The following is a 13,249-nucleotide window of genomic DNA, read 5'->3' on the forward strand; positions in this document are numbered from 1 at the left end:
TTGGCACGGCGTTTGTATTAAGAAATCCTGTACCGCACAACCACATGACAAATAGAGGAACATCATTATGGGTATTTTTCTCGTTTCGCCGACATCGTGAACGCTAACATCAATTCCCTGCTGGAGCGCGCCGAAGATCCGCAGAAACTGGTACGCCTGATGATTCAGGAAATGGAAGACACGCTGGTGGAAGTTCGTTCTACTTCGGCACGCGCATTGGCAGAAAGAAAACAACTGCTGCGCCGAATCGAGCAGGCTGAAATTCAGCAAGCGGAATGGCAGGAAAAAGCCGAGCTGGCCATCAGTAAAGAGAAAGAAGATCTCGCCCGCTCTGCGCTGATCGAAAAACAAAAACTGACCGATTTGATTGCCTCACTGCAGCAAGAGTCTACGCAGGTTGAAGAGACGCTGGAGCGCATGAAGGGTGAGATTGGTGAGTTGGAGAAGAAACTCAGCGAAACCCGCGCACGTCAGCAGGCTTTAACGCTGCGTCATCAGGCGGCCTCTTCTTCACGCGATGTGCGTCGTCAATTGGACAGCGGCAAGCTGGATGATGCCATGGCGCGCTTCGAATCTTTTGAACGCCGTATCGATCACATGGAAGCAGAAGCGGAAAGCCAACGTTTTGGTAAGCCTAAAGGCCTCGACCAGGAATTTGCCGAGCTGAAAGCGGACGACGAAATCAGCCAGCAGCTGGCCGCGCTGAAAGCCAAAATGAACCGCAGCGAGTGACGGTAGCAGGGGCTCAACGCTGAGCCCCGCGCCAACGTTAATGATTAAGGAGAGTCAATGAGCGCACTTTTCTCGCCATACCCCTGACGATCTTCGTGCTATTTGTGGCACCGATCTGGTTATGGCTGCACTACAGCAACAAACGCAACGGCGGCGCGGAACTGTCGTCCAGCGAGATGCAGCGTCTGCAACAGCTGACGCAAGAGGCGCGCCGTATGCGTGAACGCGTTGAAGCATTGGAAGCGATTCTTGATGCTGAGCATCCGAACTGGAGGCAACCATGATGAATGGCCGCAAATTGTGGCGTATTCCACAGCAGGGCAAAGTGCGCGGCGTCTGCGCTGGCTTCGCCGAATATCTTGATATTCCCGTGCGTCTGCTGCGCGTCATCGTGGTGCTGTCGCTGTTCTTTGGGCTGTTTATGTTTACCGTAGTGGCCTATTTTATTCTCGGCTTTGTGCTGGATGAAAAACCGGCTGATGCACCCGACCAGCGCGCACCGACCGCGCGTGATCTGCTGGATGAACTGGAAACATCGTTGCGCGGCGATGAGCGTAATGTGCGTGACATTGAACGTTATGTCACCTCGGAAACCTTCAGCGTGCGCAGTCGCTTCCGTCAAATCTGATTTTCTCCCCGGACCCGGCAGCGGGTCCGCTTCTCGGCTAATTCTTAAGAGGTGGACATGCACAATCAGCGTTTTACTGCTCTGCGCCGTCGCGCAACGCCTGCGTTGAAGTCGGCGGGGAAATTCATCATCATCAGTGCAGTAACTTATGGGCCCGGCGGTTTAGCTGGCTGGGCAGTAAAATCGGTGGCGCGCCGTCCGCTGCGCCTGTTGCTGGCGGCCGCCCTCGAACCGCTGCTGAGCAAGGCGTTCAAACGTCTGTCAGCACGATTCGTCAGGGAGAACGATGAAAAGACTGCAAAATGAATTGTCGGCGTTGATGAATCGCGGGGTTGACCGCCATCTGCGCCTTGCGGTAACCGGCCTGAGCCGTAGCGGGAAAACCGCTTTTATCACTTCGCTGGTTAACCAGCTTCTCAATGTGCACAGCGGCGCCCGATTGCCGCTGTTTTCCGTGGTGCGCGAAGAGCGATTGCTCGGTGTTAAACGCGTCCCGCAGCGTGAGTTGGGTACGCCGCGTTTCACCTACGATGAGGGGCTAGCGCAGCTTTACGGCACGCCTCCCGTCTGGCCGACGCCAACGCGTGGCGTCAGTGAAATGCGCCTTGCGCTGCGCTATCGTCCCGAGCAATCGCTGCTTCGCCATTTTAAAGACACCGCCACCCTGTATCTGGAAATTGTCGATTATCCGGGGGAGTGGCTGCTCGATTTACCGATGCTGGCGCAGGATTATCTCAGCTGGTCACGACAGATGATGGGCTTGCTGCAAGGAGATCGCCAGCAGTGGGCCGCGCGCTGGCAGAATCTGGCGCAGGATCTTGATCCCTTTGCGCCCGCGGATGAAAATCGTCTGGCTGACGTGGCCGCCGCCTGGACAGATTACTTGCATCAGTGCAAAACCGAAGGACTGCATTTTATCCAGCCGGGGCGTTTTGTGTTGCCGGGTGATATGGCAGGCGCACCGGCGCTGCAATTTTTCCCGTGGCCGCAGGTGGATGAGATTCACGCGAATAAACTGCTGCAGGCCCCGGCGGGCAGTAACTTTGCGGTGCTACAGCAACGCTTTAACTATTACTGTCAGCACGTAGTAAAAGGCTTCTATAAAAACTATTTTCTGCGTTTTGATCGCCAGATTGTGCTGGTGGACTGTCTACAACCGCTGAATAGCGGGCCGCAGGCGTTCAATGATATGCGTCTGGCGCTGACACAGTTGATGCAAAGCTTCCATTACGGCCAGCGCACGCTGTTCCGTCGTCTGTTTTCACCGGTGATCGATAAGCTGTTATTTGCTGCCACCAAGGCCGATCACGTGACCGCCGATCAGCACGCTAATATGGTGTCACTGTTGCAACAGCTGGTGCAGGATGCGTGGCAAAACGCCGCATTCGAAGGTATCAGCATGGATTGCATGGGGCTGGCCTCAGTACAGGCGACCGAAAGCGGGTTGGTCGATCATCGTGGCGAAAAGCTGCCTGCATTGCGGGGTCATCGACTCAACGATGGCGAAGCGCTGACTTTTTATCCCGGCGAAGTGCCGCCGCGCTTGCCTGGACACAGCTTCTGGCAACAGCAGGGATTTCAGTTTGAACAGTTCCGGCCGCAGCAGTTGGATATCGATCGGCCGCTGCCGCACATTCGCATGGATGCTGCGCTGGAATTTTTACTTGGAGATAAATTGCGATGAGCGACGAAACCCCATTGAAACCGCGCATTGATTTTGCCCATCCCTTAGAAGCCGAAGCGCAAAAAAACTGCGCGCGGCACAAACGTTTAGCGCCGAAGCCGAGAACGCCTTCCTTGCAACTGCTGAAAGCGAACCGCTTGAAGAGGGTGAGGGCGAAAAAGTGGTGGAGGCTGCGCTGCGGCCAAAACGGAGCTTATGGCGAAAAATGGTGGGCGCTGGGCTGGCCATCTTCGGCGTCAGCGTGGTCGCGCAGGGCGTGCAGTGGCTACATGATGCCTGGATCACCCAAGACTGGTTTTCACTCGGCACCGGCGTTGCGGGTGGTCTGATTGTGTTTGCGGGTGCCGGCGCGTTGATCGGTGAATGGCGTCGTCTGTACCGACTGCGCCAGCGCGCTGAAGAGCGTGATATTGGCCGGGAACTGCTGCGTAGCCATGGTGTGGGTAAAGGGCGTGCGTTTTGCGAAAACTGGCGCAGCAGGCGCAACTTGATCAGGCACACCCGGCCCTGCAGCGCTGGCATGCCGCACTGCATGAAACCCATAACGACCGTGAAATAGTGATGCTCTACGCGCAGCTGGTGCAACCGGTGCTGGATCGTCAGGCGCATCGCGAAATCAGCCGCCATGCCGCGGAATCCACCTTGATGATCGCCGTGAGTCCGCTGGCGCTGGTGGACATGGCCTTTATCGCCTGGCGCAATCTGCGACTGGTGAATCGCATCGCCGCGATTTATGGTATCGAGCTGGGTTATTTCAGCCGTATCCGCCTGTTTCGTTTGGTGTTGTTGAACATGGCGTTTGCGGGCGCGTCTGAACTGGTGCGCGAAGTGGGGATGGATTGGGTGTCACAGGATATCGCAGCACGACTTTCAGCACGTGCCGCACAGGGGATTGGCGCCGGCTTGCTCACGGCGCGCCTTGGCATCAAAGCCATGGAGCTGTGTCGTCCGCTGCCGTGGCTGGAAGATGACAAGCCACGTCTGGGCGATTTTCGCCGTGAGCTGCTTACACAGCTAAAAGAATCCCTGTCTAAGAGTGGGGATAAACCAGGGCAGGCTGCTAAATAAACTCCCTTTGTTCACCTTTCGCGCTGCCACAGGCGCGAAAGGTGACATTATCTTTGTTAAAGGTGATATTTGGCGGGATTACTGCGGGTTGTTCCGTTACACTTCTTCGCGTCACCTGCCTCAAACTGTCAACTTTTCATGACAGCCCCCTTCTGAGGCGCTGCAAGTTAGCGTATTATCATTAAAATCAAAACCTGACTAAGGCTCATCGCAATGCGTTTGGAAGTTTTCTGCCAGGACCGCATCGGTCTGGCGCGCGAGCTACTCGACCTGCTGGTTGCGCGCAACATCGACCTGCGCGGTATTGAAATTGCGCCGCTCGGTCGCATCTATCTCAACTTTTCTGCACTGGAATTTGAATCCTTCAGCACCCTGATGGCGGAAATTCGTCGTACACCTGGCGTGACAGATGTGCGCACTGTCAGCTACATGCCCTCTGAACGCGAACATCGTGCGTTGAGCGCATTGCTGATCGCCATGCCGGAACCGGTGTTCTCGATCGATCTTAAATGCAAGGTTGAACTCGCGAACCCGGCTGCACAAAACCTGTTTAATTTGGACGAGCAAAAGCTGCGTAACCAAAACGCCGCCACGCTGATTAACGGTTTTAACTTCCAGCGTTGGATCGAAAACGAACGCGTCGAGGCGCAGGCGCAGCACGTGGTGATCCACGGGCGCGATTTTTGATGGAAGCTCGTCCGATTTATCTGGCCGAGGAAGAAGGGCAGAGCGATCAACCTGTTGGCGCGATGATTACCCTGAAATCCACCGCGCGCATGGGACGGCAACTGCAAAATCTTACTGTGACCGACGAGTCTGAGTTCGACCACATCGTCGCCGTCACGCCGAAAATGCGTCAGGTTGTCGATCAGGCACGTAAGTTAGCCATGCATGATGCGCCGCTGCTGATCGTCGGGGACACCGGTACCGGAAAAGACATGCTGGCGCGTGCCTGTCATCTGCGCAGCGCTCGGGGTAAAAGCCATTCCTGGCGCTGAACTGCGCTTCCTTGCCCGATGATGTGGCGGAAAGCGAGCTGTTTGGTCACGCTGCGGGCGCGTATCCCAATGCGTTGGAAGGGAAGAAAGGTTTCTTCGAACAAGCTAACGGTGGCTCAGTGCTGCTGGATGAGATCGGTGAGATGTCGCCGAGCATGCAGACGAAACTGCTGCGTTTTCTCAACGATGGCACGTTCCGCCGCGTGGGTGAAGAACACGAAGTGCATGTCGATGTGCGCGTGATCTGTGCGACGCAGAAGAACCTGATTGAGCTGGTGCAGCGCGGTGAATTCCGCGAAGATCTGTTTTACCGCCTCAACGTGCTAACGCTTAATCTGCCGCCGCTGCGCGAACGCCCGCTGGACATTCTTCCTCTTACCGAGATGTTTGTGGCGCGTTTTGCCGATGAGCAAGGGCTACCGCGTCCGCGTCTGTCATCACAGCTGGCACCGTTCCTGACGCGCTATAACTGGCCGGGCAACGTGCGGCAGCTGAAAAATGCTCTTTATCGCGCCCTGACGCAGTTGGAAGGCTACGAGTTACGCCCTCAGGACATTATCCTGCCAGAGCAGGCGCTGGATGTAACGCTGGGCGAGGAAGCGATGGAAGGATCGTTGGATGATATTACCAGCCGCTTTGAGCGCTCGGTGCTGACGCGCCTCTATTTGTCCTATCCCAGCACGCGTAAACTGGCGAAGCGTCTCGGCGTTTCTCACACCGCCATTGCCAATAAATTGCGTGAATACGGTTTAGGGCAGAAGCGTGGCGAAAGCGAATAAAGCTGGCTTGCACTCATCGCATTAAAAAGGGCGCACTCAGTCAGAGTGCGCCCTTATCACATCACAATACGGCTTACTTCAGTGCAGCTAACGCGGCATCGTAGTTAGGCTCTTCGGTGATTTCATTCACCAGTTCGCTGTAAATCACGTTGTCGTTTTCATCCAGCACCACTACAGCACGTGCAGTCAGGCCTTTCAGTGGGCCATCAGCAATTGCCACACCGTAATCTTCTTTGAATTCTGCACCACGCAGCGCTGACAGCGTCACGACATTGCTGACGTTTTCCGCGCCACAGAAACGAGACTGCGCGAACGGCAGGTCAGCAGAGATGCACAGCACGATGGTGTTATCCGCTTCGCCTGAACGCTCGTTGAATTTGCGCACTGATGCCGCACATACGCCGGTATCAATACTTGGGAAAATGTTCAGACTTTACGTTTACCTGCATACTTAGAGAGGGAGACGTCACTCAGGTCTTTAGCAACCAGGCTAAAAGGTTTAGCTTGTTCGCCAGCCTGCGGGAAGTGACCAGCAACCGGGACGGGATTACCCTGAAAGTGAACATTCTGAGACATACGATTTCCTTTTAAGCGATGAAAAAAGTCTGGCAATTTGCCTGCCAGAGCAGATATAGCGTTTGTTTATGACATAATTTTGAAGGGTTTACGAGAGCATTTCGTCGCGATAAACCAGCCGCTTCGCAATTAAGCCACGGATTTAAGGAGAAATAATGAGAACAGTGAAGAGTTATCCGGAAGCCTGGCCGCTGCATTCGCCATTTGTTATTTCACGCGGCAGCCGGACGGAAGCGCAGGTGGTGGTGGTGGAAATTGAGCAGGACGGCATCAAAGGGGTAGGTGAAGCCACCCCTTATGCGCGCTATGGTGAGAGTGAAGCCTCGGTGATGCAACAAATCGCGGGTCAACTGCCCGCTATACAAAATGGCATGACGCGTACAGCGTTACAGCAGGCATTACCTGCGGGTGCCGCGCGGAATGCCCTGGACTGTGCCTTGTGGGACCTGGAGCGTCAGCAGCAGGGCAAAACGTTGCAGGCCCTGTGTGACGTACAGCTGGCGGAGGAGATTGCCACTGCGCACACCATCAGTATTGATACGCCAGACGCCATGGCCAGCAGTGCGCTGGCGCTGTGGCAGCACGGCGCCACTCTGCTGAAAATCAAACTCGATAACCACCTGATCAGTGAGCGCCTGGTGGCGGTTCGCACCGCCGTTCCCGAAGCCACTTTGATTGTCGATGCCAATGAGTCCTGGCACGCAGAGGGGCTGGCGGCACGCTGCCAATTGCTGGCGGATCTCAACGTCGCCATGCTGGAGCAACCGCTGCCTGCAGCAGAAGACGCCGCGCTGGAGAACTTTGTGCATCCATTGCCCATCTGCGCTGACGAGAGTTGTCATACCCGTGATCAGTTGCCGCAGTTAAAAGGGCGCTATGAGATGGTGAATATCAAGCTGGATAAAACCGGCGGATTAACGGAGGCCCTGGCGCTGGCAAAAGAGGCGCGTCAGCAAGGGTTTGCTGTGATGCTTGGCTGTATGCTGTGTACTTCGCGCGCGATCCGTGCGGCGTTACCGCTGACACCGATCGCAAAATTTGCCGATCTTGACGGCCCAACCTGGCTGGCTGCCGATGTAGAGCCGTCGCTGCATTTCTCCCACGGCGTGCTTAAGCCTGCGGCTGCCAGCGCAGCAGATTAATCATCGCCTCCAGATACACCTCAGTGGCTTCGTCTACCGAAATCGGCGGCATCTCGGCGGTAATACAGAGTAAGCCGAAATCGTCGCACCAGCTGCCAAAAGATCCCGGCGTGGCGTAGCCCACGCTGCTCACGACCGGTAATTGCGTTTGTGCCGCCAGCCATTGTGCCAATGCACTGTGATGCGGATCGTCGATACAGGCCAAAGGTTCATGCCATGTGACCACCCAACGCGGTTTAATCTGGTGGATAAGCTGACACAGCGCACGGGTTTCCGGCTCGGACGCGGGACTGGTGCCGGTAGAGAGCACCACATCGCGCTCATCCGCTGCGCTGTTCCAGCGATAAACCGTATCGCCATTTTGCCAGTTGGCCGCCGGGAAATTGCGATTGAGATCGACGCCATTCGCATTGGCGCGCAGCCCGAGCTGACAACCATCAGGATTCACGGCTAACACCACATGATGGCGGCGCAGCGACTCGGGTAACGTACGCATTGCGCCCGATAACGTGGCCACGGCGGCGTTCTCATCACCATGTGTTCCGGCAATAATCAGCCCACTATCGGCATCGGCCGCCGGGGCAGGAAACCACAGTAGCGGCGCGCCCAGTACCGATTGGCCATATTGTTGCCAGACTGCGTCGAGTTTGCCGCGCAGCGGACGTGGATGGTGTGACGACATGACATTCCTCTCTGAAATCGTGCAAGAAGCGCCTGAAATGGATGGTTGTTCAGGCAAAAAAATGTGACCGACAATTCAGCCTCAACATAACGGTAAACAGTGGGCAGGGAAATAGCTATATATCAATCAGCAATTTGCGATAGAGTCACCCCAGTCGCTGGCGACGCAGACCTCTTCGCAGTCGCCATTTTTTGGGTTAAGGAGTGGTGATGAAATTAACTTTCCGCAAGACGCTGGCCGCCGTAATGATTGCTGGTATTTTCTCACCGGTGTTTGCCGCAAATGTGCCAGCGGGCGCACAGTTAGCGCCGACACAGGAAATTGTTCGCCATATCAAAGACGAACCCGCCTCGCTGGATCCGATGAAAGCGGTGGGCCTGCCAGAAATTCAGGTCATGCGCGATCTGTTCGAAGGGCTGACCAATCAGGACGCACACGGCAAAATTGTGCCGGGCGTGGCTGAAAGCTGGCACAGCAACGACAACAAAACCTGGATTTTCACCTTACGCAAAGATGCGCGCTGGTCAAACGGCGAGCCGGTGACAGCCCAGGATTTTGTCTACAGCTGGCAGCGTCTGGTCGAGCCTAAAAACAGTTCGCCGTTTGCCTGGTTCGCCGCACTCAGTGGCATTGAAAATGCAGATGCGATCACCAAAGGGCAGATGAGCGCCGATAAACTCGGTGTTACCGCCACAGATGCAACACATCTTAAAGTGACGCTGTCACGTCCTGTGCCGTGGTTCCCGAGTATGGTGGCCAATGCGGCCATGTATCCCGTGCCGCAAAAGGTGATTGAGCAAAATCCTGATGGCTGGACGGCGCCGGGTAAACTGGTGGGCAACGGTGCCTATCAACTACAGGACCGCGTGGTAAACGAAAAAATTGTATTAGTGCGCAACAAGCATTACTGGGATGACAGTCATTCCGTCCTGACCAAAGTCACTTTTATCCCTATCAACGAAGAGTCCAGCGCCACCAAACGCTATCGCGCGGGTGACATTGATATCACCGAATCCTTCCCGAAAAACATGTATGCGCTGCTGAAAAAAGATCTGCCGGGCCAGGTTTACACCCCGGATCAGTTAGGCACCTATTACTACGCATTCAATACTGAAAAAGGGCCGACCGCCGACGTGCGCGTGCGTAAAGCGCTGTCGTGGAGTATCGATCGCCGCATCATCGCTGAGAAAGTGTTGGGAACCGGGGAAAAACCAGCCTGGCATTTCACCCCAGATGTCACCGCGGGTTTCACGCCGCAGCAAAGTTATCTCCAGCAGCACAGTCAGCAAGAGTTAAATGCACAGGCCAAAGCACTGTTAACCTCTGCCGGCTATGGTCCGGGCAAACCCCTCCATCTGACGCTGCTGTATAACACCTCTGAAAGCCATCAAAAGATTGCGATTGCGGTGGCATCCATGTGGAAAAAGAACCTCGGCGTTGAGGTGACGCTGCAAAATCAGGAGTGGAAGACCTACATCGACAGCCGTAACAGCGGCAGCTTTGATGTGATTCGTGCTTCATGGGTTGGCGATTACAATGAACCCTCAACCTTCCTTAGCCTGCTGACTTCAACCCACACCGGCAACATCGCCCGTTTCCACAGCGCTGATTACGATGCCGTGCTAAACAAAGCCAGCATGGAAACCAACGTGGCAGCGCGCAACACTGATTACAACAAAGCAGAACAGATCATTGCCGATCAGGCGCCGATCGCCCCGATCTACCAATACACCAACGGGCGTTTGATCAAACCGTTTGTGAAAGGTTATCCGATCACGAACCCGGAAGATGTCGCGTACAGCCGCGAACTGTGGATCGAAAAGCATTGATTTAACCGCATCAATCAGCAGAGCGGCGCGATTGAGTACGTGCTCATTACCCGGTTCAACGGGTGAGGAAGGCGCATTCCATTGCACCGCGACTGCTCACATTTCCCTGGCGCTAACCGCTTCCTTGTCATTTTTGCTCACAGCCTGATGATTGCAACTCGCCTGCGTCACGCTAGACTGTATCGTATTGATTTTAATAGTGAGGCGAGTACGTGAACGTCATTGAAGGAAAAGCGCTAAAAGTTTCGGATGCAATTATCGCCTGCCAGTTGGATGGCAAAGGCGGGGTGATCCCGATCGAAGATAAAGATGTCATCAACTGTGAACGTCCCTGCTGGTTGCATCTCAATTACACCCAACGTCAAAGTGCCGACTGGCTGCAAAACACGCCACTGATCCCGGATTCCGTGCGCGATGCGCTGGCGGGCGACAGTATGCGTCCTCGCGTTACCCGTTTAGGCGACGGCTTTATGATTGTGCTGCGCAGCGTCAATCACAACGCCGATTCCCGCCCTGACCAGCTGGTGGCGATGCGGGTATTTATCAACGATAAGCTGATCGTCTCGACCCGCCGTCGCAAAGTGTATGCCATTGATGAAGTGCTGGCCGATTTGCAGAACGGCAACGGCCCGGTCGATGGCGGCAGCTGGCTGGTGGATGTCTGCGATGCGCTGACCGATCACGCCAGTGAGTTCATTGAAGAGATGCACGACAAAATTATCGAGCTGGAAGATGCGTTGATGGATCAGCAGGTCCCGGCGCGCGGCGAGTTAGCGCTGCTGCGTAAGCAGCTGATTGTGATGCGCCGTTATATGGCGCCGCAGCGTGATGTTTATGCCCGTCTGGCAAGTGAAAAGCTGCCGTGGATGAACGATGACGACCGTCGTCGTATGCAGGACGTTGCGGACCGTTTGGGACGCGGACTGGATGACCTCAATGCAGGTGTAGCACGAACCGGCATTTTGGCCGATGAAGTCGCGTCTTTGCTGGCAGAATCGATGAACCGCCGTACGTATACCATGTCGCTCATGGCTATGATTTTCCTGCCTGCTACCTTCCTGACCGGATTGTTTGGCGTCAACCTTGGCGGTATTCCCGGAGGCAGCTGGCCGCTGGGGTTTACCGCGTTCTGCGTGTTGCTGCTGGCGATGGTCGCGGGCGTGGCGATCTGGCTCAAGCGGCGCAACTGGTTGTAATGTAAGTACTACGTTATAAAGCGTTAAACCGCTGTTAAATAAGGTGCTGCCGGTAAAAAAGCGGAAAAAACCTGATCGATATCAATAAGTGGATCGCCTAACAGGGGCAAAATCTCTCTCGCAGGTGAATGCAACGTCAAGCGATGGGCGTTGCGCTCCATATTGTCTTACTTCCTTTTTTAGAATTACTGCATAGCACATTTGATTCGTACAACGCCGGCTAATCCGCCGGCTTTTTTTTGCCCGCTTGGCTTGGCCGCGTTTCCTTTCCTATGCTTATAAGACATTCAGCAACAAGGAGCAGGGCATGCAATCAATCATTGCCAGTGAACCTATCCCAACCGATCCGCCACCGATTCCTGAACCGATTCCCCATCCACAACCGATTCCACAACCCGATCCGCCGCACGATCCTGAATTTCCACCGATTAGCGATCCGCCTCCTCACCGCTAATAAAAAAGGCGCAGAGCCGAAGCGCTGCGCCTTTTTTGCATGATAGGCGTTACTTTATTTCCAGTACATCCAGTCGCACATTCAGTTGTGGCGCGTCTTCTTCTTCGGGCTGCCAGCCGGCGGGTTGCATGGGCAAGGTTTCACGATCAAAACCAATATCGCCGCCGTTCACCACGTCGTCGCCGTGCTGAATGCCTTTAAAGTCGAACAAATTAATGTCCGCCATATGCGAAGGCACAATGTTCTGCATCGCGCTGAACATGGTCTCGATTCGTCCCGGATAACGTTTATCCCAGTCGCGCAGCATATCGGCCACGACCTGGCGCTGCAGGTTCGGCTGTGAACCACACAGGTTGCACGGAATGATCGGATACTGGCGCGCTTCAGCAAAGCGGATGATGTCTTTCTCACGGCAATAGGCCAGCGGACGAATGACGATGTGTTTACCATCATCGCTCATCAGTTTCGGTGGCATGCCTTTCATCTTGCCGCCGTAGAACATGTTCAGGAACAGGGTCTGCAGGATGTCGTCGCGATGATGTCCAAGGGCAATTTTAGTACAACCCAGTTCGGTAGCGGTGCGATAAAGAATACCGCGACGCAGACGCGAACAGAGCGAGCAGGTGGTTTTGCCTTCAGGGATCTTATCTTTGACGATCGAGTAGGTATCTTCGGTAACGATGTGGTACTCAACGCCTAAGTCATCAAGGTAGGCGGGCAGAATATGAGCAGGAAAACCCGGCTGTTTTTGGTCAAGGTTGACCGCCACCAGCGAAAAGTTTACCGGCGCACTCTTCTGCAGATTGCGCAAAATTTCCAACATGGTGTAGCTGTCTTTACCACCGGACAGGCAAACCATGATGCGGTCGCCTTCTTCAATCATGTTGTAGTCAGCAATCGCTTCGCCAACGTTGCGACGCAAACGCTTCTGAAGTTTGTTCAGGTTGTATTGATCTTTTTTCGTTACTTCTTGATTTTCGGACATTATTTTCACGCTTGAGAGTGAAGGCAAGGGCCGTTGGCGGCTGAATAAAGCTTCAGCGGCAATAAACCCCTATGACATGAGTGCGTATGGTACGGATTGCGCACGCGAATGCCAGTCTGATGTGATCTCTTTTCACGCTTTCCTGCGATAAAACCGCACACTTTGCCAGAACAATCTGGCCATTTATTAATCTGGGTAAAGATTGTGCGCATCCGCGCCTGACAGGATGGAGAAAGTGTTTTTTTTAGTTTCTAAAGGTGAGGAGAGGCAGATGCAAACGTACGACATGGTTTTTGAAGAAGCGTGCCGGCTAGTCGGGCAATGTTATCTCGAGCTGGCGCAACGTGGATCAGCAACAGAAAAAGAGGTGGTAGCGACGGAATTGCGTAATCTGCAACTGCGCTATCGGGAATTAACCGGTTCACCCAATCGCGCGGTTGAGATGGCAATTGTTCAGCTTCAGCCCTGTTAAATCCTCAAGCCCGGCCAGCGCGCC

13 protein-coding genes and 3 pseudogenes are annotated in these 13,249 nt (G+C 54.7%); 12 read left to right on the forward strand and 4 right to left on the reverse strand.

Annotation, left to right across the window (positions count from 1 at the left end; translation table 11 throughout):
* Positions 1 to 51: 51 nt before the first annotated feature.
* From pspA to tyrR, 7 genes and pseudogenes are all read left to right on the forward strand, one after another.
* Complete coding sequence (pspA, locus tag HA45_RS26290; RefSeq protein ID WP_128599119.1) at positions 52 to 732, forward strand: phage shock protein PspA; 681 nt, start codon at positions 52 to 54, stop codon at positions 730 to 732.
* Between the two features lie 77 nt (positions 733 to 809).
* Positions 810 to 1,016, forward strand: coding sequence for an envelope stress response membrane protein PspB (gene pspB / locus HA45_RS26295; RefSeq protein ID WP_128599120.1), 207 nt, complete (start codon positions 810 to 812; stop codon positions 1,014 to 1,016).
* Positions 1,013 to 1,360, forward strand: a complete 348-nt coding sequence (gene pspC / locus HA45_RS26300) for an envelope stress response membrane protein PspC (RefSeq protein ID WP_100700598.1) — start codon at positions 1,013 to 1,015, stop codon at positions 1,358 to 1,360. The genes pspB and pspC overlap by 4 nt, the downstream gene beginning before the upstream one ends.
* Positions 1,361 to 1,417: 57 nt before the next feature.
* Positions 1,418 to 1,666, forward strand: coding sequence for a phage shock protein PspD (pspD, locus tag HA45_RS26305; protein ID WP_100700597.1), 249 nt, complete (start codon positions 1,418 to 1,420; stop codon positions 1,664 to 1,666).
* A complete protein-coding gene (locus tag HA45_RS26310) occupies positions 1,647 to 3,044 on the forward strand; it encodes a YcjX family GTP-binding protein (protein ID WP_100700596.1) in 1,398 nt (465 codons plus the stop codon). The genes pspD and HA45_RS26310 overlap by 20 nt, the downstream gene beginning before the upstream one ends.
* Positions 3,041 to 4,112, forward strand: a pseudogene (locus HA45_RS26315) (YcjF family protein). The gene HA45_RS26310 and the pseudogene HA45_RS26315 overlap by 4 nt, the downstream one beginning before the upstream one ends.
* A 213-nt stretch (positions 4,113 to 4,325) precedes the next feature.
* Positions 4,326 to 5,889: pseudogene (tyrR, locus tag HA45_RS26320) on the forward strand (transcriptional regulator TyrR).
* Positions 5,890 to 5,962: 73 nt separating this feature from the next.
* On the opposite strand, the pseudogene tpx reads toward tyrR, so the two are convergent.
* Positions 5,963 to 6,465: pseudogene (tpx, locus tag HA45_RS26325) on the reverse strand (thiol peroxidase).
* A 155-nt stretch (positions 6,466 to 6,620) separates the two neighbouring features.
* Here tpx and ycjG point away from each other — a divergent pair.
* Positions 6,621 to 7,607 (forward strand): L-Ala-D/L-Glu epimerase, encoded by a 987-nt coding sequence (gene ycjG / locus HA45_RS26330; RefSeq protein WP_100700592.1) that lies wholly within the window; start codon positions 6,621 to 6,623, stop codon positions 7,605 to 7,607.
* Here ycjG and mpaA read toward each other — a convergent pair.
* Entirely contained in the window at positions 7,576 to 8,289 is a 714-nt protein-coding gene (gene mpaA, locus HA45_RS26335; protein WP_100700591.1) for a murein tripeptide amidase MpaA, read from the reverse strand. The genes ycjG and mpaA overlap by 32 nt on opposite strands.
* Before the next feature lie 209 nt (positions 8,290 to 8,498).
* Between mpaA and HA45_RS26340 the strand changes: the two genes are divergently transcribed.
* Positions 8,499 to 10,118, forward strand: a complete 1,620-nt coding sequence (locus HA45_RS26340; protein ID WP_100700590.1) for a peptide ABC transporter substrate-binding protein — start codon at positions 8,499 to 8,501, stop codon at positions 10,116 to 10,118.
* A 212-nt stretch (positions 10,119 to 10,330) separates the two neighbouring features.
* On the forward strand, positions 10,331 to 11,314 hold the full coding sequence (gene zntB / locus HA45_RS26345; protein ID WP_100700589.1) for a zinc transporter ZntB: 984 nt from the start codon (positions 10,331 to 10,333) through the stop codon (positions 11,312 to 11,314).
* A gap of 23 nt (positions 11,315 to 11,337) precedes the next feature.
* On the opposite strand, the gene HA45_RS27570 is transcribed toward zntB, so the two are convergent.
* A complete protein-coding gene (locus HA45_RS27570; RefSeq protein ID WP_167390556.1) occupies positions 11,338 to 11,475 on the reverse strand; it encodes a hypothetical protein in 138 nt (45 codons plus the stop codon).
* A gap of 146 nt (positions 11,476 to 11,621) precedes the next feature.
* Here HA45_RS27570 and HA45_RS27575 point away from each other — a divergent pair, with 146 nt between their 5' ends.
* Complete coding sequence (locus HA45_RS27575; protein WP_167390555.1) at positions 11,622 to 11,768, forward strand: hypothetical protein; 147 nt, start codon at positions 11,622 to 11,624, stop codon at positions 11,766 to 11,768.
* 49 nt (positions 11,769 to 11,817) lie between these two features.
* Here HA45_RS27575 and ttcA read toward each other — a convergent pair whose 3' ends face one another.
* Positions 11,818 to 12,753 (reverse strand): tRNA 2-thiocytidine(32) synthetase TtcA, encoded by a 936-nt coding sequence (gene ttcA, locus HA45_RS26350; RefSeq protein WP_100700588.1) that lies wholly within the window; start codon positions 12,751 to 12,753, stop codon positions 11,818 to 11,820.
* A 271-nt stretch (positions 12,754 to 13,024) separates the two neighbouring features.
* Here ttcA and HA45_RS26355 point away from each other — a divergent pair, with 271 nt between their 5' ends.
* Entirely contained in the window at positions 13,025 to 13,225 is a 201-nt protein-coding gene (locus tag HA45_RS26355) for a DUF2767 family protein (protein ID WP_100700587.1), read from the forward strand.
* Positions 13,226 to 13,249: the final 24 nt, after the last annotated feature.

It is taken from the genome of Pantoea rodasii (assembly GCF_002095465.1).
Classification (GTDB): Bacteria; Pseudomonadota; Gammaproteobacteria; order Enterobacterales; family Enterobacteriaceae; genus Pantoea; species Pantoea rodasii.